The following is a 20,671-nucleotide window of genomic DNA, read 5'->3' on the forward strand; positions in this document are numbered from 1 at the left end:
GCGGTTCATCGGCGGACTTTGGAAGCGAACAAGCCCTGTGGCCGCACCATCAGGATCAGCACGATCAGCGAGAGCGTGAGCATCTTGGCCATCGAGCCCGACAGGAAGAACTCGGTGATGGATTGCGTCTGTGCAATGCCGAAGGCCGAGACCACCGTGCCCAGCAGACTGGCCGCGCCTCCGAAGGTGACAACCAGGAAGGCGTCGACGATGTAGAGCGAGCCCGAGGTGGGACCGGTGGAGCCGATGGTGGTGAAAGCCGCGCCGGCCACACCGGCAATGCCGCAACCAATGGCAAAAGTGAGCCGGTCGGTCTTTTTGGTGTCGATGCCGGTGGCATTGGCCATCACGCGGTTGCTCACGGTGGCCCGCACGCGCAGGCCCCAGCGGCTTTTGTGCAGCGCGATCAGCACGCCGCCCGTGACCAGGGCCGTGAGCCCCAGCACGAACATGCCGTTGATGGGAATGTCCAGCCCTTCGGCAGGCGCCCAGGAACCCAGCAGCCAGTCCGGCAAGGTGGGGCTCACTTCCTTAGGGCCAATGAAGGTGCGAAAGCACTGCTGCATCGCCAGGCTGATGCCCCAGGTGGCGAGCAGCGTGTCCAGCGGGCGCTTGTACAGGTGGCGGATCAGCGCCCACTCCACCAGCCAGCCAGCCGCGAACGCGAACAGAAAGGCGGCCACGATGGCAAACGGAAAGTACGCGGCGACCACGCCTGGGCTGATCGATTCGGCCAGCGTGGAACCGAGGAAGATGGTGTAGGCGCCGATGGTCATGAACTCCCCATGCGCCATGTTGATCACGCCCATCTGCCCGAAGATGATCGCCAGGCCCAGCCCCATAAGCAGCAGCACCGCAAACAGGCTCAGCCCCGCGAAGCCCTGCATCAGGCCGATGTTGAGCAGGTCGTTGAAACTCATGATGCGACTCCGAAAAGGCAGAGTGAATGGGGTGCGGTAGGGACCCGGCGCCAGAGCGCCGTCTGCAGTGGCGAGCGCCGCGAGGCCACCCCAGGACGCCGCGGGTCCGGCTCTGCCGGCCCGCCAGCGCCGCCCCCTTGAGGGGGGATGCGGCTACACGCAGTGAGCAAGCGACGGGGGTGGGCTTATTGATAGCCTTTGGGGAACGGATCAGGCTTGATCAGGTCAGGCGATTCCGAAACCACCTTGAACGTCGCGTCCGGCATGCCCATGGCGATGCGCGACTTGCTCCACAGGTGATGGTTCTCATCCAGCTTCACGTAGCCTTCGGGCGCCGTCTTGAGCTCGATGCCGGTGCGTGAAGCAGCCACCACCTTGTCCACATCGAAGCTCTGCGCCTTCTCCACCGCGGCCTTCCACAACCAGGGGCCGAGGTAACCCGCCTGCGTCACGTCGCCGATCACGGCGTCCTTGCCGTACTTGGCCTTGAAGGCGGCCACGAACTTCTTGTTGTTCTCGTTGTCCAGCGACTGGAAGTACTTCATCGACGAGTAGAAGCCCTTGAAGTTCTCACCGCCCACACCGGTCATTTCGTCTTCGGTCACCGACAGCGTCACCAGCAGCTGCTTGTCGCCGGTGATGCCGGCGGCCTTGAGCGCCTTGTAGAAGGCCACGTTGGAACCACCCACCACGGCAGCGAAGATGCAATCCGGCTTCTGCAACTTGATCTTGTTCATCAGCGAGCCGAAGTTGGTGCTGCCCAGCGGGTAGTACTCCTCCCCCACCACCTTGCCCTTCTGGAAGCTCTCGATGTGCTTGCGCGCAATCTTCATCGAGGTGCGCGGCCAGATGTAGTCGGAGCCGATCAGGAAGAAGGTCTTGGCTTTCTTCTCCTTTTGCGCCCAGTCCAGGCTGTAGAGGATCTGCTGCGTGGCTTCCTGGCCGGTGTAGATCACGTTCTTGGACTGCTCCAGGCCTTCATAGAAGGTGGGGTAATACAGCAGGCCGTTCTCTTTTTCAAACACCGGCAGCACGGCCTTGCGCGAGGCTGACGTCCAGCAACCGAACACGGCGGCACAGCGGTCGTTGATCAGCAGTTTCTTGGACTTCTCAGCAAAGGTGGGCCAGTCGGAGGCACCGTCTTCCTTGATCACCTTGATCTTGCGGCCCAGGATGCCGCCCATGGCGTTGATCTCGTCGATGGCCAGCTGTTCGGCCTGAATGGAGCCGGTTTCCGAAATGGCCATGGTGCCGGTGGACGAGTGCAGCTGGCCCACGGTGACTTCGGTGTCGGTGATGGCGAGCTTGGTGGTGTTGACCTGCGCGGTGGGTTGGCCAAAGCTCCAGGTGGGCAGGCCGGCCAGGCCGGCGACGCCCAGCATCTGCAACACCCGGCGCCGGCTCGCTTCCGGGGTTTCAGGGGTGGCAGCGTTCGGATCGGAGAGGTGCTTCATGAATGACTCCTGGGACGGTTGGGACAATGAAACCGGCGGTGTGCCGACTGGTGTGAAGACTAGGGAAAGCACCGAAGCCCGCCCATACGTCAAATAACGTAGGTGCACCGTCTGGGCGGTAGGGCCGGTTCTTGCTAGCGTGTGTGCATGACCTCGCCAGAGCCCGCAGCGCCCGTTGCCACGCAGAAAATCTTCCGGTTCCGCCGGGAATACAACTCGTGGGTGGCCGACGAAACCATGGAGGACTACGCGCTGCGCTACACGCCGCGCAGCTTTCGCAAATGGAGCGAATGGCGGGTGGCCAACACGGCGTTCGGTTCGCTCTCGTTCCTGGCGCTGGAGGCCATTGGCGGCGCCATCGCCGTCAACTACGGCTTTGGCAACGCCATGTGGGCGATCCTGGTGGTGGGCTTGATCATCTTTTTCACCGGCCTGCCGATCGCCTACTACGCCGCCCGCTACGGGCTCGACATGGACCTGCTCACCCGGGGCGCGGGCTTCGGTTACCTGGGCTCGACCATCACCTCGCTGATCTACGCGGTGTTCACCTTCATCTTCTTCGCCATCGAGGCGGTGATCATGGCGCTGGCGCTGCAGATGGCCACTGACTGGCCACTGGCGTGGTGCTACCTGATCTCGGCGGTGGTCATCATCCCGCTCGTCATTCGCGGCATCACGCTCATTTCAAAATTGCAGGCCTGGACGCAGCCGTTGTGGCTGTTCCTGCTGTTGCTGCCCTTCGTGTGGATCGCGCTCTCTCAGCCCCAGCTCTACCGCGACTTCACCAGCCTCACCGGCATCCGATCGGGCAGCAACGGCTTTCAGCCGCTGATGTTCGGCGCAGCCGCGGCCGTGATCTTCTCGCTGGTGGTGCAGATCGGCGAGCAGGTGGACTTCTTGCGCTTCATGCCCGAGCGCAAGCGCGAGAACCGCTGGCGCTGGTGGGCCGCGGTGCTGGTCACCGGGCCGGGCTGGATCGTCATGGGCATGCTCAAGATGGCCGGCGGCGCCTTCCTCGCTTTTGCCGCCATGCAGTTTGAAGTGAGTCCTGAGCGCACCGCCGAGCCCACGCAGATGTTCATGGCCGGCTTCACCGAGGCGGTGGGCCATCCGGGCCTGGCAGTGGCCATGACGGTGGTCTTCGTGATCATTTCTCAGATCAAGATCAACGTGACCAACGCCTACGCGGGTTCGCTGGCCTGGTCCAACTTCTTCGCCCGCGTGACACACAGCCACCCGGGCCGCGTGGTGTGGCTGGTGTTCAACGTGGCCATCGCCACACTGCTCATGCTGCTGGGCGTGTTCGCCGGCATCGAGAAGGTGCTGGGTGTGTACAGCAACGTGGCCATTGCCTGGGTGGGCGCGCTGGTGGCCGACCTGATCATCAACAAGCCACTGGGCCTGAGTCCCAAAGGCATCGAGTTCCGGCGTGCCTACCTCTACGACTTCAACCCGGTGGGCATGGGCTCGATGATCATTGCGGCGCTGGTGGCCAGCCTGGCTTATGCGGGTGTGATGGGTGAAGTGGCGGCCGCGTTCTCGCCCTTCATTGCGCTGGGCCTGGCGCTGGTGCTGTCGCCGCTGATCGCGTGGGCCACCCAGGGCCGGTACTACCTGGCGCGCACACCGACCCAGGAGTGGAGGCCCGGCGAGGTGGTGCGCTGCTCCGTGTGCGAGAACCAGTTCGAGAGCGAGGACATGGCCGGCTGCCCGGCTTACCGCGCCCCCATCTGTTCGCTGTGCTGTTCGCTGGAATCGCGTTGCCATGACCGCTGCAAGACCGACTCACGTGCCATCGACCAGTTGCGAGCGCTGATTGCCGCCGTGCTGCCCAGTGGCGTGGCGGTTCGCGTGAATTTCCGGGCCGGCCAGTTTCTGGCGGTGTGGTTGTCCATCAGCGCGATCATGGGATTTTTGATCGGCATGGTCTATGTGCAGGAAAGCCTGCACACGCCGTCTGAACTGCTGTACCTGCCCTTCCTGAAAATCTATGCCTTTCTGGTGCCGTTCGCGGCGGTGTGTTCGTGGTGGGTGGTGCTCACCACCGACAGCCGCCGCATGGCGCAGGACGAGTCCGAGCGGCAGACGCAATTGCTTATGCAGGAGATCAACGCCCACAAGCGCACCGACGCCGAACTGCAGTCGGCGCGCGACCGGGCCGAAACCGCCAGTCAGGCCAAGACCCGCTACGTGGCCGGCATGACGCACGAACTGCGCACGCCGCTGACCAGCATCCTGGGCTATGCGCAGATCCTTCTGAAGAACAACGACATCTCGACCTGGGTGCGCGAAACCATTGCCACCATGCAGCGCAGCGGGCAACACATGCACACCCTCATCGACGGGTCGCTGGACCTGGCGCGCATCGAGGCCGGCCGCCTCAAGCTCGACCCGGTGCCGCTGCCATTGGCCCAGTTGCTGGAAGACGTGGAGCGCATGGTCCGGCCGCAGGCCGAAGCCAAGGGCCTGCGCTTCATCGTTCAGCAAGAAGGCGAGTTGCCGGCCTGGGTGCGTGCAGACCCCAAACGCCTGCGCCAGATCCTGATCAACCTGCTGAGCAATGCGGTGCGCTTCACAGACGAAGGCGAGGTCACGCTGAGGCTGGACTTCCGGCAGCAGGTGGCCCGCATCGATGTGATCGACACCGGCATCGGCATTGCCGCGCAAGACCAGAAGCGCATCTTCCTGCCCTTCGAACGCGGCAGCGCGGGGCGGCGCGCGCTAGACACCGGTACCGGCCTGGGCCTGACCATCACCCACCTGCTCACCGACATGATGGGCGGCGAACTGTTGCTCAAGAGCCGGCCAGGGCACGGCAGCACCTTCTCGCTGCGGCTGTACCTGCCAGCCATTCCGTCTGACCCGAAGCACCCGCTGCCGATCCCCTCCACACTGCGCGCCGTGACCGGCTACCTGGGCGAGCGCCGCACGCTGCTGGTGGTGGACGACCAGCCCCTGCACCGGCAACTGCTGGCCAGCATTCTGGTGCCATTGGGCTTTCTGGTGCGTGAAGCCGCCAGCGGCCAGGAATGCCTGGAAATCATTGAACAGCAACCGCCCGACCTGCTGCTGCTGGACCTCACCATGGACGGCCTGGATGGCTGGCAGACCGCCGAGGCCGTGCGCCGGCTGATGCCGGGCTCCCGCCTGCCCATTGTGTTTGTCTCTGCCAACCTGATGGACAACCGGCCCGATGAGTTGAGCCAGCTCGACTACCAAGGCTTCGTGGCCAAACCCATGATGGAGTCCGAGTTGCTCGACGCGCTGCAGCACGCCCTGGCGCTGAAATGGGTGACGGAACAGGCGCCCGCCGGCGTTCCCGCAAGCATCCTGCGCCAGCGGGTGAGCGGCCTGCCGCTGCCGGAAGACTTGCGCGAGGAACTGCAGCGCCTGGCGCGCCAGGGCCAGGCCGCCGCCCTGCGCCAGCGCCTGTGGCAGGCCCAGGGCACCGAGCCGGCCCACGCGGCCACGCTGGCACTGCTGCAGTCCTGCGCAGACCGTTTTGATTTCCAGGCCCTGCTCGAACACCTGCGCGATACCGTGGAGCTGACCGACGATGAACCCGACACCTGAACTTTCGACACCCGACACGCCCTCCACACCGCTGGTGATTCTGGTCGTGGACGACGCGGTGGACACCCTGCGCATGCTGGGCGATGCCCTGATTGGCGAGGGCTATCTGGTGCTGGCGGCACGCGATGCACAGGAAGCGCTGGCCCGATTCGAGGTCACGGTGCCCGACGGCGTGCTGCTGGACGCGGTAATGCCCGGCATGGACGGCTTCGCCCTGTGCCGGCGCATCAAGCAGAACCCGGTCTGGTCCCATGTGCCCATCGTCTTCATGACCGGCTTGTCGGAAAGCGATCAGATCTTGCGCGGCTTTGCCAGCGGCGGTGTCGACTATGTGGTCAAGCCCCTGCGCATACCGGAGGTGATGGCGAGGCTGGCCACCCACGTGCGCAATGCCCGGGTCGCGCGGCTGGCGCAGGCGGCGGTGGATGTGGCCGGCATGGGCACCGTGGTGCTCGACGCGCAAGGCCGCGTGGCGTGGAGCTCCCCACAGGCTTTGGCCTGGATGGGCATGGCCTTCGGGACCGACACGGACACAAGCTCACAGGCGACGGCCTGGCTCAATCAGGCGCTGCGCAGCAATGAGGCCATGCACGACCTGGGGCGCCAGGGAAGGCTGCTGGCGCGCAACCTGGGGCCGGGCACCTTGGGCGAATCCATGTTGCTGCTCACGCTCACGCCTTCAGACAGCCCGGCCGCGCACCGCCTGCGCCAGGTGGCGCTGACCCCGCGCGAGACTGAGGTGCTGTCGTGGCTGGCCAAGGGCAAGACCAACCGCGACATCGCGGACATCCTGGGCATGAGCCACCGCACGGTGAACAAGCACCTGGAGCATGTGTTTGAGAAGCTGGGCGTGGAAACCCGGTCGGCGGCGGCGGCGATCGCGGGGCAACTCCTTCCAATGATTTGACGCCCCCCTGCCGCCAACTGGCACGCCCAGGAGCTGCCTGGCCTGAAGCGACTACACCCCATCCAACTCGCCGGCCAGCGCCCAGTGCCGGCCCTGGCGGTGCAGGATGGCGTTGACGGCTTCACCGTTCAGGCGCTTGGCATACAGCATGGCCTCGCGCAGATCGGCCAGCCCACCCTTGGTCAGGGCCGAAAGATCGATGAAGGTGCAGACATCGCGCGAGGGCATGACCGCCACCACGCCGTTGGGCGTGTGCTTCTTCAGCGTCTTGTCCCACAGGTCGTCCAGCAGCAGCACACTGCTCTCGTGGGACCCGTCGAGCTTGATGCGCATGGCGCGGTAGCCCGCGTCCTTCGAGTTGGCCCTTTTGAGCCTCAGTTCCCCTTTCACCAAACGGCGCAGATTCACCAGCGCCAAGCGGTGCAGCGCATCCACCGTGAGTCCGGCGTCTGCCAGGTCCGAGGCCAACACGGTGTTGAAACGCTTGCCGTCTTCCACCATGTACTGCACCCCAAACGCGCCTTTGGTCGCGCGGGTCACGGGCAGGTCAAGCAGGCTCGGGTCCCCGTCCAGGGGAATGTTCAGGTCGCGCATGACCAGCTCGGGGGGCATCAACATGCCGTCGGCAAGGCCTTCGGTGTCGATCAGACGAATGCGGGGCAGCGCGGTGGACAGCCGCGCCAGCGCCTGCTGACGGACCACGTCGTTGGCTGGCCATTGCACGGCACTGGCCGCTGGTGTGGCAGGAGAATTGGCAGGCGCCACCGGCTGGGTGCGAGCGGCGGCCAGGGTATCGACGCGATGCACCCCTTCCAGCCCATCGAACACCTCCACCTCGTCCGCCGGTTTTTTTCTCTTCGCCGTCTCAGGTTTTGATCGTGAACGCGACTTTTCGGCGCGTTGCGCCTCTCTGGTCTGTGCCCGCTGACGCGCCGCTTCGGCGCTGAGCACGGACGAACTGCGGCCGATGAAGGCGGCCACCGGAATCAGCCGCACGATCGGAGCCAGCGCCAGCAACAGGAACAAGCCCTGCTGGGCCGGGCGCATGTCGGAAGCCTTGCCCACCTGGATGACGCCCCAGGCAATGGCGACCGCGGCGCCTGCGTACGCCCCCATGGCCAGAAGGCCCACCGGCCCGCCCACCGCGACGACGATCAGGGCCAGCCAGAACACCACCTCACCCACCAGCCCCAGCTGCATGAAACGGCGGGCATCCAGCAGCAGGGCCTCCCGCACGTCATCTGCCGTGATCCTGAGCTCGTACCGGTCCTCGTCATCTTCAAGAGACAGATCCATGGCGTTCATAGGCATTCGTTTAAAAAAAGCCATCATAGGTAAATAGCACTCAAAACCCCATGGCACAGAGCCGCTGGAAACCGCCTTTTGTCGGTTACAAGCGGGTGCAGATTTCACCCCTTGGTGTGCAAATTGCTTGAGGTGGTCATCCTCCCTGCCTCGCATGCCCCAGCCCATCACCGATTCCCTTTCACCCGCCACCGACTGGCACGCCCAGGAACTGCTGCTGATGCGCGAGGTGATGAAGCTCGTGGGCCGCAGCCTGGCGCCGGCCGCCGTGTTTCGCGAGATGCTGCACCTGATGAGCGAGCTGCTGGGCCTGAACCGGGGGCGCATGGTGCTGGCCGACGACGCGGTGCCGGGCGCGGAACACACCGCATCCGTCCGCCATGCCTACGGCCTCACCGCCGAAGAAACGGCGCGCGGCGTGTTCCGCTGGGGCGAGGGCATCACCGGCCGCGTGCTGGCCAGCGGGCTGCCCGCCATCGTGCAAGACGTGGACGCCGAGCCGCTGTTCCTGTTTCGCACCGTGGCGCGCGCCCAGCTGCCGCCACAGACGGTCGCCTTCATCGCGCTGCCTATCGAGGTCAACGGCGCCACCGTGGGCGTGCTGGCCTGCCACCGCATCCGCAGCCGCCAGCGCCACCTGAACGACGACCTGGCCGTGCTGCGCATTCTGGCCACGCTGGCCGGGCAGCTGCTGCAGCTCGAACAGCTGGTGGCCGAAGAGCGCCGCCAGCTGGCTGCGCGCAACGAAGCACTGGAGCGCGCACTCGACGTGGGCAGCGCGCGCTACGGGTTGATCGGCCGCTCGCCCGCGCTGCTGCGGGCACTGGGCGAGCTGGAGCGGGTGTCGCAGTCGCAGGCCACGGTGCTGCTGCTGGGCGAGTCCGGCACCGGCAAAGAGCTGTTTGCCCGCGCGGTGCACCTGGCCAGCGGCCGGCGCGACCAGCCATTCATCAAGGTCAACTGCTCGGCCATTCCAGACACGCTGTTCGAGAGCGAATTGTTCGGCTACGAACGCGGCGCCTTCACCGGCGCCAGCACGGCGCGCGCCGGCTGGTTTGAGCAGGCCAACAGCGGCACCATCTTCCTGGACGAGATCGGCGAGCTGCCGTTGGCCATGCAGAGCAAGCTGCTGCGCACGCTGCAGGAAGGCACGCTGGTGCGCCTGGGCGGCACGCGCGAGATCCGCATCGACGTGCGGCTGGTCGCGGCCACCAACCGCGACCTGGCGCGCGAGGTGCAGGCAGGCGCCTTCCGGCAAGACCTGTATTACCGCCTCAACGTGATCCCCATTCGCCTGCCCAGCCTGCGTGAACGCCGCGACGACGTGCGCGCCCTGGCCCTGCACTTCATCAGCCGCGCCAACCAGGCCCACCAGCGCAACGTGCACCTGGCGCCCGACGCATTGGCGCGGCTGGAAGCGCACGACTGGCCCGGCAACATCCGCGAACTGGGCAACCTGATCGAACGCCTGGTGCTGCTGGCCGACCACACGCTGGTGACGGCCGCGGCGCTGGAGCGCTTCATGCCCACCGCACTGGACCGCAGCCCCCCGGCGCCCGCATCAGCCCCGATCCCGCCGGCCCTGGCTGCCGCTGGTGGTGGCCTGGTGCGAGACTACCAGAGCGCCCGCTCGCACGACGCACAAACGCTGCAGGACGCGCTGACCCGCCACCAGGGCAACCAGTCGCGGGCGGCGCAAAGCCTGGGTCTCACGCTGCGGCAGTTTGGGTATAGGTTGCGCAAGGCAGGGCTGCGGTGAGGCGTCGGGGAGTGAGGCCACGCGCAGGGTCACGGGGTGCGATGTGTGACAGCATCTGCTCCAATCCCTTGAACAGCGGCAGCGAGGCCGCATTTGTACACACAGACACCAACAACGCGAGGCCCACATGAAAACCATTGACGAGATGCTGCACCTGGCCTTGCTGAGCCCCGACGAGCACCAGCAAATCAGCACCTGGATTGCGCAGGCTGAATCGCCCGATGAAATTTTGAAGATGCCGCCGTTGCTGTGGCGCGCGGTGGAGCGGGCCAGTGCGGTGATGGGGATTGACGAGGACCTGATGCGGCCGCCGGCGTTGGATGGCGGCGACATGGTTTGCAGCTGAGGGATGGCTTGGAAGCCCCGAGATGCACATTCGACAGCTGACGCCCGATGACGCACCCACCTACCGCGAACTGCGCTTGCGCGCGCTGCGTGAACACCCTGAAGCGTTCACATCCGATTGGGAAGATGCGAGCCGGCGCCCGCCCGAAGAGTCGCGCCAACGACTGGCCTCAGCAGGTGTGACTTTCTGGGGTGCGTTTGACGAAGGCGGTGCCCTGTGTGGCATGGTCGGCCTCGAATGCTCTTCGCGCGCCAAGCAGCGGCACAGAGGCACGGTGGTGGCGATGTACGTTGCACGGGAAGCGGCGGGTTGCCGCTTGGGGCGCGAATTGTTGCGGGCGCTGATGCTTCATGCAAAAGCCATCGGACTGACCGACCTGGGCCTCACCGTCACCGAAGGGAACGAATCGGCCATCCGGCTGTATCGGGAGGCCGGCTTTGCCGAGTTCGGCACCGAGCCTCGTGCCATCCTGGTGGAGGGGAAGCTGCTGGCCAAGGTTCATATGCATTGCAACTTGCTCGAAGGGTTCGTCCAGCAGAAGGATTGACCCGGCGCAACAGTGTGCGAATGCCAGGCCGGCTCTTGAACGCACTCTCACGTTGCCGGCGCCGGCTCATCAACGGCGAACATCGCATCTTTGCACGGTAGAACGCGGCGCGCTTCCGCTGGCGCACGTGCGGTACCACTATGGAGTGGACCGTGATAGACCGCGTCGGGGAACTCAATGGGAAGCAGTCTTGCCATCGCTGCAGATTGCGGGGAGGAGTGGCAAAAGGCAAGACCTGATCCCGTCGACTCGACCTGCCGACCTGAAACGTATATCTACCAGTTGACGCGCCAGCGCCCCCCTCCAGTGCAAGCGCTACAGTGCGCGAGGCTCTTCCAGTCATTTCTGCCTTCGAGCTTGAGTAGACCTTTCTCGGCCTGATCGCCCTTGAATGCCGATGTCCAGTTTGAGGACTTGTGGTTGCATTTTTTGGTTTTGACGAGAGAGTCAACGCCTCCCCCACTCCCAATCTTTTTGTAGTAGCGCGTTTCACCCGACATGGGCGGGATGGCACGTTCTTCGCTGTCGACTGACTCCTGGGGCTCACCTTCTGCTATATCGTCCGCAAGGCCGCGCTGCGCGTACGCGCTGGCATTTAACTTCCATTGCAGTCTGTCAATAGTCCGTTGTGCTTCGTCCAAGTCAGCAATCAACCGTTCGTTCCGGGCAAGCAACTCCTCATTTCGTTGAGGCCCACTAACGGAATCCAGCTTTTCTTTGGCGGCAGCGCGCTGCACCTCCCTGAAGCAGCTCGGTTGCAGCATGGTCAGCGCAGCTGTGGACATCACCGTGCGCCGCAGAAGTGCCAAGAACCTATTCAGACCAGCATCGCCCTCGCCGAAGGACATCAGGCGCGGGGCCGTCCAAGTGACACCTTCATGCGAGCCATCGAGACGGCGCACTGGCCAGTAAAGCCGAACCGAACCAAGAAAGCATGAATCGCGCGGGCCGAGCTCGTCCGTCAAAATCCATGATGACTCAGCGTCCACGAAGGCCACATCAGCGAGTCCAATGAGTTGGTCGGCGGCTTTGGCCGGTAGCTCCGACCACACCTGTTCATCCGGATCAATAGACACAACTATCAGGGGCAGGCGTCGCTGCTCAGAGCGCAAGGCACCGCAGAGTTGGTACGTAGCGGCAGGGTTAGTTGCATCAAAGGCACGGCCAACCGGTAGCTCTTGTCCAGCGAAAGTCCAGTCGCTGAACTCTTCAATCAAGGACCGAATTACGCCTGGGCATCTCGGGTACACCTTGATAGGAGCCACCGCCGATTTCCCCGGCGTAGCGCCCATGGACGCGAACACGGTGACGTTGCCGTCCTTGACAGTCACTTCCAACGTCGTCGTGAACACGGCGCCCGTGTCCGCCGTCTCAAGAAGCTCAACCTCTTCGGTAGCACCCACAGACGAAGCTGTATAGCGACGAGAGAACTGACCAGTTCCGTCTCCCGTCTTGGACGTGAAGTCGCCGTCCGAGGCTCGAGGATCTTCCACCCCCTTTCGCGTCAACCAACCGTCAATCAGCTCGTCGATCCTCAGATGTCGCTTGCTCGAGTCCGCGACGGTGGCTTCGAGGGAGTAGGCAGCTAAGCTCTGCATTGCATGTTCCTGGCGAAGGGCCGGTAGGTTGGCGTGGTGGTCACAGCAGACTTGCGAGGAACTTCAGCTCGTTCTGGTAGCGGGTCAGCGATTCATTAACTTGGAGGCGCTTGCCTTCAATTGTCACGAAGCGCCCCACGTCCAGTGTGGCCAGCGGCGCCCTGGTGTTCCCAGAGATGCGGCCTGCAGAGTGGAAGTCGTCGAGCAGCACGATGCTGTCGAGCGGGTTGCTTGAGCTGAAAAGATGCTCCTTGGTCTTGATCTTGTTAATAACCTGCTGCACGAAAGCCTGGGTGGAATGATCAGGTGTGTTGGCCTTAGTGCGGCTCCATCCGCAGTGAGTCATGGCGATCACATGAATCTTCGGTGCCGCTTGCGCCATACCCGCATCCTTGGCGTAGCGCAGGAAGTCCATCGACTCGTCCTCGAGCATCCGCAACGTGAGGTCAAACGCCTCAAGGGAGCTTTGATCGACTCGAATAGGCACAACAAGGGCCTCCGCTGCCATCCATGCGAGGTGAGTCGCTCCACCGAAGAACGGACTGGTATCGATGAGCGTCTTCGACGCCCCAAGTGCCTTAGCTTCCTGGCGAAGCAGATCACGAAGGCCCATGAGGATTCGGCTCATCGCCTGGGAGCGCTTTACGGGGTCCATAACCGAAAGCTGGTTGAGGCCACCATACAGACTGGATGCGAACAAGAACAAGGAATTGGAACCCTTGATCGCGTAGCTTTTCTTGCCGCCTCGGAATGCATGGCAGCTCTGAGAAATCCGCATGCCGAGGTCGCCCGCAGCTACATGATCCATTCCGGCTGCGACGTAGGGAATAAGGGCGTCGTAGATGTCCGGGCCCGTGACGTGGAGATCTTCACCAAGAAGAAGCTCGGACAAGTTGCGCTGGGGGCAGACATCAGCCACAAGAAGTGAATCGTTTCGCGACAACTCGTAGGCCAAGTTGAAGGCCAAAGTGGTTTTGCCGATGCCGCCCCGAAAAATCGACACCGCGTACCGGGAAAACTCCTTCTCGGGTTTCGGAAAGGTGCCGCCGTCAAGAACGGCGGCATGCCGATCCAAGATGTAAGTAAGTTCGTCCACATAGCTCCTTTGCAACAAATTGCGCGGAATCGTACACGATGCAGGACTACATGTAAAGCAGGTGATGCAGGTGATGCAGGTGATGCAGGTGATGCAGGTGATGCAGGTGATGCAGGTGATGTGAGTGATGAAAATCATTGGTAAAGGCGCGAAGCCAAGACTGCTGGGGCCACACTCGGGCCGAAAGCAAGCGCCACTCGTCAACCACCAGCCCCCGTGCGCCTTCAACGCAAGTCGCCCATTAATTTGTCGACATTGTGCTAACTCAATGTCAAACAGCCGGAGCCCACATCCCGGCGTCTCACCTACGAAATTCCACATAAATCTTTAAGAATCAATAGATTACGAGCATCTGTCAACGCGCCCGCAGCCCTGGCACAACCGTTGCAAAAGAGCACTTAGGCCATCCTGCCTTTTGCCCTTTTCGAGAGGTTTCCATGAGCATCGACGCCACCCTGATCGCACCCGATCAACTCGCCACGCTGCAAGCCACCGAACCGGTGGTGATCATCGACACGCGCGACGCCGACACCTTTGCCGCTGGCCACATCCCCGGCGCAGTGAACCTGCGCGAGGTGTTCACGTTTCTGGCCACTTCCACACCCGAAGGTCTGCAGGAACTCAAGGCCACGTTTGCGAAAGCGTTGGGCGATGCCGGTCTGTCTGGCAAAGAGACGGCCGTGTTCTATGAAGACTCGATGAACAGCGGCTACGGCCAGTCGTGCCGCGGCTATTACCTGCTCACCTGGCTGGGCTACCCCAAGATCAAGGTGCTCAACGGCGGCTTCAGCGCCTGGAAGGCCGCTGGCCTGCCGGTGTCGACCGAAGCAGCCACGCCCACACCCGCCACTTTCCCTGAGCTGCCCATGGCAGACGTGATGCTCACCCAGGCTGATGTGCAGGCCGCGCTGGGCACCAGCACCGTGTTGCTGGACGTGCGCGATGTGGACGAGTGGATCGGCGACAGCTCTTCGCCCTACGGCAAGGACTTCGCGCCGCGCAAGGGCCGGTTACCGGGCGCGAAGTGGGTGGAGTGGTACCGCTTCATGAAGCCTTCGGCCCAGGGCCCGGTGTTCAAGACGCCGGACGAGGTGAAGGCCGAATGCGCCACCGCCGGCATAACGCCGGACGACACGGTGTACCTCTATTGCTTCAAGGGCGCGCGCGCGTCCAACACCTTCCTGGCGCTGAAGCAGGCTGGCTTCAGCGACGTGCGCATGTACTTCGGTTCGTGGAACGAATGGTCGCGCGACGACAGCCTGCCCATCGAGACCGGCCTGCCATTCGCCCCGGCCAGTAAACCCGCCAGCCTGGCGCTGGCGGCCTGACCCGTTTTCTTTTCAAACCCTCTATTTCACTTTCAGGAATCTTCATGTCTTCCACCGACACACTCGAACCCACCGCACCTGTGACCACCGTCAAGGCCTACTTGCGCCCCATCGACGCCAAGGGCCTGGCCGACTTTGCCGCTGGCGGCAAGGCCAACCCTGCGCGGCGCGGCACCAACAAGGTCCACACCGTGATGGAGGGCCAGTACCGCTCGCTGTCGCACGTGGGCGAGAAGCACGTGGTGGTGGTGGACGAGCCGCTGCACTTGTTTGGCGAAGACACGGCACCAGCGCCCGGCGAGATCGTGCTCAGCGGCCTGGGCGGCTGCATTGCCGTGGGCGTGACGGCCGTGGCCACTTGGAAGGGTGTGAAGCTGAGCAAGCTGGAGGTGTTTCTGGAAGGCGACATCGGCAACCCGGCCGCCTGGGGCGCTGGCGGTGCGCTGGAGATGACGCCGCCGCAGATGGGCTTTCAGGCGGTGCGCGTGAAGGTGCTGGTGGAAGGCGATGCGCCGCGCGAGGTGCTGGACGAGATCGTGCAGCACGCGAACTTCTATTCGCCCGTGGCCAACAGCATCCGCAACCCGATCCCGTTCGAGATCTCGATGGTCTGAATGCCCCTCACCCCGGCCCTCTCCCGCGAGCGGGAGAGGGAGTGGGATTTCCCGTTCGCCCTGAGCCTGCCCAAGGGCCACCCATCCTGGAGCTTTCATGAACCCCGCCGACCTGCCGCCCGAACTGGCTGCCCAGCCTGCCAACCTCATTGAAGCCGTGCGCGCGATCGCCCAGGGCCCGCTGGCCAGCCAGGCTTACGCCATTGACCGCGGCGCCTACCCGGTGGATGTGATGAAACAGCTGGCCGCCACCGGCGCCATGAGCGCACACCTGCCGCAGACGGATGGCACGCCGGGCGACTACGGCTTGGCCATCGCTGCGATGGCGGAAGCGGCCAAGGTCTGCGGCGCCACCGGCTTCATGATGTGGTGCCAGTGCGTGGCGGGGCTGTACATGCAGGCATCGGGCAACCCGGCGCTCACCGGTGAGCGGCTGGCACGCCACGTGCGCGGCGAAACGCTGGGCGGCACCGGCCTGTCGAACCCGATGAAGAGCTTTGCGCAGATTGAAAGCCTGCTGCTCAAGGCCACGCCGGTGGAAGGTGGTTACCGCGTCAACGGCACCCTGCCCTGGGTCAGCAACCTGGGGCCTGACCACTACTTTGGCGCCATCGCATCGGTGCAGGTGGACGGCCAATGCGCGGGCCAGGAAATGATGTTCATGCTGCGTTGCGACGCGCCCGGCGTCACGCTCAAGGCCTGCCCGGAATTCTCTGGCATGGAAGGCACAGGCACCTACAGCGTGCATTGCAAAGACCTGTTCGTCGGCATTGACGACGTGGTGGCCGACCCGGCCAAGCCTTACATCGCGCGCATTCGCGGCGGCTTTGTGCTGCTTCAGTGCGGCATCGCGGCCGGCATCATCCAGGGCGCGATCGACAGCATGTGGGCGGTGGAAGGCCAGCTGGGCCATGTGAACCAGTACCTGGAAGACCGGCCCGCCGAGCTGCAGGCCGAATTCGACGCGCTGGTGGCCCGCATCATGAAGCTGGCTGAGACGCCGTTCGACACCTCGACCAACTATTTCATCGACGTGCTCGACGCCCGCGCCCACGGCGCCGAGCTGTGTCTGCGCGCCGCCAATTCGGCCCTCATGCACCAGGGCGCGCGCGGCTACCTGATGAGCAGCGCCGTGCAGCGCCGTGTGCGCGAAGCGCAGTTCGTGGCCATCGTCACGCCGGCCATCAAGCACCTGCGCAAGGAGATTGCGCGGCTGAGCGCCGAGGAGATGCCGGCATGACACCCGCCATTCAACACTCGCCGGTGGCCCAGGTCGTCACAGCCCTGGGGGCACCTGCATTCAGGCAGTACATCTGCCACGCCTGCGGCTACATCTACGACGAGGCCGAAGGCGATCCCGACAGCGGCCTGGCCGCCGGCACGCGCTTTGAAGACATCCCTGAAGACTGGGCCTGCCCGCTCTGCGGCGTGACCAAGAGCGACTTCGAACCCTACAGCGCGCCGAGCTTGGACGAATTGCGCGCTCGCATGGGCGACGCAACCCCGGTGGCGGTGCGCGGAGGCACGCCCGGCGTGGTCATCGTTGGCGGTGGCCGCGCGGGCTGGCAGATGGCCGAAGCCCTGCGCGCGCTGGACGCCGCCCTGCCCATCACCCTGGTGAGCGCCTGCGCGGCCGACGTGTACGACAAGCCGCTGCTGTCGGTGGCCATGGCACGCCACATGGACCTGGACCGGCTGGTGAAAGAAACCGGTGCCCAGGCCGCGCAGCGCCTGAACGTGCGCCTGCTGGCCCACACAGACGCGGTTCGCATCTGCCCCGACACGCGCAGCCTGCGCACCACCCGCGGCACACTGCGCTTTGAGCGCCTGGTGCTGGCCCACGGCGCGCAGGCCGCACTGCCGCCCACGCTGCCGGCCAGCATGTGCTGGCGCATCAACCACCTGGGCGCCTACCGCAAGCTGCGCGCCGCACTGGGTGAAACCGCGAAAGACGTGGTGATCGTGGGCGCCGGCCTGATCGGCAGCGAACTGGCCAACGACCTGGCGCTGGGCGGGCACCGCATCACCCTGCTGGACGTGATGCCCGAACCGCTGGCGCGGTGGCAGGCCGAACGCGCCGGCACGCAACTGCTCAATGCCTGGAAGGACCTGCCCATCCGCTTCATTGGCAACGTGCAGGTGGCGAGTGTGGAGGGCGTGGGCGAGCGCTACCGCATCACCACCGCCTGCGGCCAGCGCTTCCCGGCCGATCAGGTGGTGGCCGCCGCCGGCCTGGCCACCCCACCCCGCCTGGCACAGAGTGCTGGCCTGGCCTGGGACCAGGGCATTGCCGTGCAGCCGCAAGACCTCGCCACCAGCGACCCGCGCATCCATGCATTGGGCGACTGCATCAGCGTGAACGGCCAGACCAGCCGCTTCATCGAACCCATTGGCCGCCAGGCGCGCACGATCGCTGCTGCCATCTGCGGTGCTGCAGCGGTGCCTTACGAGGTGCGCGCCGCCATGGTCCGGGTGAAGACGACTTCGCATCCGTTGACACTGCATTGAGGGCTTCGCCTGCCTACTCGCTGAGCAGATCGATGTAGGCCTGGTAGCTGAAGGTGCGGTTCTTTTTTTGCCCAGTAGCCTCGGTCACGATGCCCAGTTCTTCGAGCAACTTAATGGCGGCGCTGGCGGTGGGAAACGTGGTGTGCAAGGCCTGCCTGGCCCGCTCCACCGTGAAACGCGGCATGGTAGGCAACAACTCAAACAGCCGGTAGCTGGCCGGCCCCGCTTTGGCGTGCTGCAGCAGGCGGCGACGGTCAGCGGTCACCAGGCTCGCCAATGCCACGACGTCCTGTTCGGCTTTGGCCGCTGCAACTTCGACGCCCTCCAGAAAAAAGCCCACCCAGGTTTCCCAGTCACCTTCTGTGCGAATAGCAGACAGCCGCCGGTAGTACTCGGCCTGATGACGCTTGAGGTAGCCGCTCAGGTACATCAGGGGCTCGGGCAACAAGCCCCAATGCTCCAGCAAGGCCGTAATCAGGAGGCGACCCATGCGGCCGTTGCCGTCGAGGAACGGGTGAATGGTTTCAAACTGCGCGTGCACCAGCGCCACCTTGACCAGTGGCGGCAAGTCTCCGTCTGGCGCGTGAATGTACCGTTCCAGATCCGCCAGCAGGCCGGGCACCTGTTCGGCCGGGGGTGGCACGAACACCGCGTTGCCCGGCCGGGTGCCACCGATCCAGTTCTGGGAACGGCGCAATTCGCCCGGCTGCTTGCCGGTGCCGCGCACACCGTTGAGCAGCAAGCGGTGTGCGTCGCACAGCAAACGCACGCTGATGGGCAGGCCTGATGCGTCGCGCAGGTTGTCCTGCACCAGGCGGAAGGCCTGCAGATAGTTGGTGACCTCTTCCACGTCGTCGGTGTTGCTCACGGCAAGGCCGGCTTCGTCGTCAAACAGGTCGGTGAGCGTGGCCTGTGTGCCTTCGATCTGGGAGGTCATCAAAGCCTCCTTGCGGATGGCGCTGTACAGCAGCCAGTCCACTGAAGGCACCAGCCCCGCCACGGCAGACAACCTGGCCAGGGCGGTTTGTGCCACGCGGTTGCGTTCCACCCAGACCTCGTCTGCCAACGGGGGAGCAGAAGGCGGCAAAGCGTGGGGGATGAAAGCCTTGACCGGCTCACCCAGCGTGGTGGTCGTGGCGTAGCGGCCTGTGGTGCGTGCCATATGCAAGCTTTCTTGACATGAGGCTTTACATATTAAAGCAATCTTTAATTTGAAGACAGGCTTTTAAAGCAAACTTTCATCACATCAGGAAATCAAGCCAGTTGGCGAGCGGCGAAACCAGCCACATGCGCCGCACCGCCGCGCTGTCAGCCCCTTCGACCAGCGCCTCATAACCGCCGGGCTGCGCCGTGCCGACCACCGGGCGCGCCTGCGCCATGCGCGCGCGGATGTCGCGCCGCATCTCGGCAGCCAGCGAAGCGCTGTCACGGCACACGAGGATCAGCTCTGAGTTCAGGTTGGCCGAACGCGGATCGATGTTGTAGGTGCCAATGAGACTGATGGTCTCGTCAAACACAGCGCGCTTGGCGTGCACACCCCAGCGCGGTGAAGCCGGTGCGGGGTCGAGCGCCGAGGGTTCGCCGCTGTAGGCCCACACCTCCAGGCCCGGCTGCTGCAACCGGTCCAGCGCGCGCGCCAGGCTGGCCACGGTGTAGAAGGCGTCGGTGGAATACAGGCTGTTGGTGAGAATGCGCAGTTGCACGCCGCGGTCCAGCACCCGCTGCAACAGGTTGATGCCGTCGGCACGCAGGATCAGGTAAGGGCTTTCGACGTCAATGCGCTGATGCGCCTCCTGCGCCAGCCGCGCAATCTCCAGGAACACCTTGCGCCGCTCCACGCCGGAGCCCGGATAGTCGGTGACGAAGTGCACGTCGTTGCAGGCGTGCCAGCGCGGTTGCCAGCTGGCCTGCGTCACCCAGTGCAGGCGGGTCACTTCGTCGGCCGGCAACGCATCAAGCAAACCCGCGAAACTTGCGGCGGCTTCACCGGCGAACGGAGAGGGCGCGGTCACCCAGTCCGACGTCCAGTACAGATCGAAACTGTCGGCAATCGAGGCCACGATGGGGCCATCCACCAGCATGTCGCTGTCGAGGAAGTTGTAGCCCGGCGCCAAATCGAAGTACTCGTTGGCGATGTTGCGGCCACCCAGGATTGCCTGCTTGCGGTCTACCACCAGCAGCTTGCGGTGGGTGCGGTGGTGGGTGGCAAAGAAGCGCTCCACGCCGGCCGTGTTGTAGTAGCGCACCTCGATCCCCGCCTCGGCCAGGCCCTGCGCCGCCTGCGGCCCGAGCTGGAACACCGGCAGCGCAAAGTCCACCAGAATGCGCACCTTCACTCCCTGCGCGGCCTTGCGCGCCAGCGCCTGCGTCACCAGCCGGCTGGCGGTGTCGATGTTGTAAATGAAGAACTCCAGCTCGATGGACTCGCGCGCACTCTCGATCAGCTGGAGCCGCGCCTGCAGCGAATCACGCCCCACGTCCAGCAGGGCCAGGCGGTGTGGCGCTTTCAGCCGCGCGTCGATCGCTTTGTGGTGCGGCGCCTTGCCCAGCCACTGCCGCTCGGTCGCCTCCTGGATGCCCAGAAACGCCAGCGTGAACCCCAGCGGCAAGACCACCAGCACCGTGAACAGGGACCAGGCCAGCACACGCGGCCAGCGCCGCCGAACAGGAGGGGAAAATTTCATGCGCTGATCATACGGAGCGCAGGGCACCCGCC

16 protein-coding genes are annotated in these 20,671 nt (G+C 64.4%); 9 read left to right on the top strand and 7 right to left on the bottom strand.

The genetic code is table 11. The features are described 5' to 3' along the window. Window positions 1-5: 5 nt before the first annotated feature. Entirely contained in the window at window positions 6-920 is a 915-nt protein-coding gene (gene urtB / locus J2W49_RS20210; RefSeq protein ID WP_310320508.1) for an urea ABC transporter permease subunit UrtB, read from the bottom strand. A 185-nt stretch (window positions 921-1,105) separates the two neighbouring features. Then, window positions 1,106-2,374, bottom strand: coding sequence for an urea ABC transporter substrate-binding protein (gene urtA, locus J2W49_RS20215; RefSeq protein WP_310320509.1), 1,269 nt, complete (start codon window positions 2,372-2,374; stop codon window positions 1,106-1,108). A 147-nt stretch (window positions 2,375-2,521) separates the two neighbouring features. On the opposite strand from urtA, the gene J2W49_RS20220 reads away from it, so the two are divergent. Together J2W49_RS20220 and J2W49_RS20225 are read left to right on the top strand one after the other, a co-directional pair. After that, complete coding sequence (locus J2W49_RS20220; protein WP_310320511.1) at window positions 2,522-5,947, top strand: hybrid sensor histidine kinase/response regulator; 3,426 nt, start codon at window positions 2,522-2,524, stop codon at window positions 5,945-5,947. Further along, complete coding sequence (locus J2W49_RS20225; protein ID WP_310320513.1) at window positions 5,931-6,854, top strand: response regulator; 924 nt, start codon at window positions 5,931-5,933, stop codon at window positions 6,852-6,854. The genes J2W49_RS20220 and J2W49_RS20225 overlap by 17 nt, the downstream gene beginning before the upstream one ends. 51 nt (window positions 6,855-6,905) lie before the next feature. On the opposite strand, the gene J2W49_RS20230 is transcribed toward J2W49_RS20225, so the two are convergent. Next, a complete protein-coding gene (locus J2W49_RS20230; protein ID WP_310320515.1) occupies window positions 6,906-8,150 on the bottom strand; it encodes a hypothetical protein in 1,245 nt (414 codons plus the stop codon). A 163-nt stretch (window positions 8,151-8,313) separates the two neighbouring features. On the opposite strand from J2W49_RS20230, the gene J2W49_RS20235 reads away from it, so the two are divergent. From J2W49_RS20235 to J2W49_RS20245, 3 genes are all read left to right on the top strand, one after another. Beyond that, the gene (locus tag J2W49_RS20235) at window positions 8,314-9,918 is read left to right on the top strand and encodes a sigma-54-dependent Fis family transcriptional regulator (protein ID WP_310320517.1); all 1,605 of its coding nucleotides are present in this window, start codon (window positions 8,314-8,316) and stop codon (window positions 9,916-9,918) included. Window positions 9,919-10,045: 127 nt separating this feature from the next. Beyond that, the gene (locus tag J2W49_RS20240) at window positions 10,046-10,264 is read left to right on the top strand and encodes a hypothetical protein (protein WP_310320519.1); all 219 of its coding nucleotides are present in this window, start codon (window positions 10,046-10,048) and stop codon (window positions 10,262-10,264) included. 22 nt (window positions 10,265-10,286) lie between these two features. Next, a complete protein-coding gene (locus J2W49_RS20245) occupies window positions 10,287-10,811 on the top strand; it encodes a GNAT family N-acetyltransferase (RefSeq protein WP_310320521.1) in 525 nt (174 codons plus the stop codon). A 275-nt stretch (window positions 10,812-11,086) separates the two neighbouring features. Here J2W49_RS20245 and J2W49_RS20250 read toward each other — a convergent pair whose 3' ends face one another. Together J2W49_RS20250 and J2W49_RS20255 are read right to left on the bottom strand one after the other, a co-directional pair. Then, a complete protein-coding gene (locus J2W49_RS20250) occupies window positions 11,087-12,409 on the bottom strand; it encodes a hypothetical protein (RefSeq protein WP_310320522.1) in 1,323 nt (440 codons plus the stop codon). 40 nt (window positions 12,410-12,449) lie between these two features. Next, the gene (locus tag J2W49_RS20255; RefSeq protein ID WP_310320524.1) at window positions 12,450-13,643 is read right to left on the bottom strand and encodes a ParA family protein; all 1,194 of its coding nucleotides are present in this window, start codon (window positions 13,641-13,643) and stop codon (window positions 12,450-12,452) included. Window positions 13,644-13,942: 299 nt separating this feature from the next. On the opposite strand from J2W49_RS20255, the gene J2W49_RS20260 reads away from it, so the two are divergent. The 4 genes from J2W49_RS20260 to rd all read left to right on the top strand — a co-directional run bounded on the left by J2W49_RS20260 (window position 13,943) and on the right by rd (window position 17,955). Continuing rightward, complete coding sequence (locus J2W49_RS20260; protein ID WP_310320525.1) at window positions 13,943-14,833, top strand: sulfurtransferase; 891 nt, start codon at window positions 13,943-13,945, stop codon at window positions 14,831-14,833. A gap of 44 nt (window positions 14,834-14,877) precedes the next feature. Beyond that, window positions 14,878-15,447: an OsmC family protein gene (locus J2W49_RS20265; RefSeq protein WP_310320527.1), complete on the top strand. Its 570-nt coding sequence runs from the start codon at window positions 14,878-14,880 to the stop codon at window positions 15,445-15,447. Between the two features lie 97 nt (window positions 15,448-15,544). Further along, the gene (locus J2W49_RS20270; RefSeq protein WP_310320528.1) at window positions 15,545-16,687 is read left to right on the top strand and encodes an acyl-CoA dehydrogenase family protein; all 1,143 of its coding nucleotides are present in this window, start codon (window positions 15,545-15,547) and stop codon (window positions 16,685-16,687) included. Beyond that, window positions 16,684-17,955 carry a rubredoxin gene (rd, locus tag J2W49_RS20275; protein WP_310320529.1) on the top strand — a complete coding sequence of 424 codons (1,272 nt, stop codon included), beginning with the start codon at window positions 16,684-16,686 and terminating at the stop codon, window positions 17,953-17,955. The genes J2W49_RS20270 and rd overlap by 4 nt, the downstream gene beginning before the upstream one ends. A gap of 13 nt (window positions 17,956-17,968) precedes the next feature. Here rd and J2W49_RS20280 read toward each other — a convergent pair whose 3' ends face one another. Then, on the bottom strand, window positions 17,969-19,117 hold the full coding sequence (locus tag J2W49_RS20280) for a Fic family protein (protein WP_310320530.1): 1,149 nt from the start codon (window positions 19,115-19,117) through the stop codon (window positions 17,969-17,971). 79 nt (window positions 19,118-19,196) lie between these two features. Beyond that, window positions 19,197-20,639 carry a phospholipase D-like domain-containing protein gene (locus J2W49_RS20285; RefSeq protein WP_310320532.1) on the bottom strand — a complete coding sequence of 481 codons (1,443 nt, stop codon included), beginning with the start codon at window positions 20,637-20,639 and terminating at the stop codon, window positions 19,197-19,199. Window positions 20,640-20,671 lie beyond the last annotated feature (32 nt).

Origin of the sequence: Hydrogenophaga palleronii (assembly GCF_031457455.1) — a bacterium.
Classification (GTDB): Bacteria; Pseudomonadota; Gammaproteobacteria; order Burkholderiales; family Burkholderiaceae_C; genus Hydrogenophaga; species Hydrogenophaga palleronii_A.

What these genes read in the sequence shown, in the direction of transcription:
- J2W49_RS20265 (WP_310320527.1), top strand. Translation starts at nt 14,878, where the DNA reads ATGTCTTCCACCGACACACTCGAACCCACCGCACCTGTGACCACCGTC.
- J2W49_RS20245 (WP_310320521.1), top strand. Translation starts at nt 10,287, where the DNA reads ATGCACATTCGACAGCTGACGCCCGATGACGCACCCACCTACCGCGAA.
- J2W49_RS20220 (WP_310320511.1), top strand. Translation starts at nt 2,522, where the DNA reads ATGACCTCGCCAGAGCCCGCAGCGCCCGTTGCCACGCAGAAAATCTTC.
- J2W49_RS20285 (WP_310320532.1), bottom strand. Translation starts at nt 20,639, where the DNA reads ATGAAATTTTCCCCTCCTGTTCGGCGGCGCTGGCCGCGTGTGCTGGCC.
- J2W49_RS20280 (WP_310320530.1), bottom strand. Translation starts at nt 19,117, where the DNA reads ATGGCACGCACCACAGGCCGCTACGCCACGACCACCACGCTGGGTGAG.
- rd (WP_310320529.1), top strand. Translation starts at nt 16,684, where the DNA reads ATGACACCCGCCATTCAACACTCGCCGGTGGCCCAGGTCGTCACAGCC.
- urtA (WP_310320509.1), bottom strand. Translation starts at nt 2,374, where the DNA reads ATGAAGCACCTCTCCGATCCGAACGCTGCCACCCCTGAAACCCCGGAA.
- J2W49_RS20235 (WP_310320517.1), top strand. Translation starts at nt 8,314, where the DNA reads ATGCCCCAGCCCATCACCGATTCCCTTTCACCCGCCACCGACTGGCAC.
- J2W49_RS20225 (WP_310320513.1), top strand. Translation starts at nt 5,931, where the DNA reads ATGAACCCGACACCTGAACTTTCGACACCCGACACGCCCTCCACACCG.
- J2W49_RS20250 (WP_310320522.1), bottom strand. Translation starts at nt 12,409, where the DNA reads ATGCAGAGCTTAGCTGCCTACTCCCTCGAAGCCACCGTCGCGGACTCG.
- J2W49_RS20240 (WP_310320519.1), top strand. Translation starts at nt 10,046, where the DNA reads ATGAAAACCATTGACGAGATGCTGCACCTGGCCTTGCTGAGCCCCGAC.
- J2W49_RS20230 (WP_310320515.1), bottom strand. Translation starts at nt 8,150, where the DNA reads ATGGATCTGTCTCTTGAAGATGACGAGGACCGGTACGAGCTCAGGATC.
- J2W49_RS20260 (WP_310320525.1), top strand. Translation starts at nt 13,943, where the DNA reads ATGAGCATCGACGCCACCCTGATCGCACCCGATCAACTCGCCACGCTG.
- J2W49_RS20255 (WP_310320524.1), bottom strand. Translation starts at nt 13,643, where the DNA reads ATGATTTTCATCACTCACATCACCTGCATCACCTGCATCACCTGCATC.
- J2W49_RS20270 (WP_310320528.1), top strand. Translation starts at nt 15,545, where the DNA reads ATGAACCCCGCCGACCTGCCGCCCGAACTGGCTGCCCAGCCTGCCAAC.
- urtB (WP_310320508.1), bottom strand. Translation starts at nt 920, where the DNA reads ATGAGTTTCAACGACCTGCTCAACATCGGCCTGATGCAGGGCTTCGCG.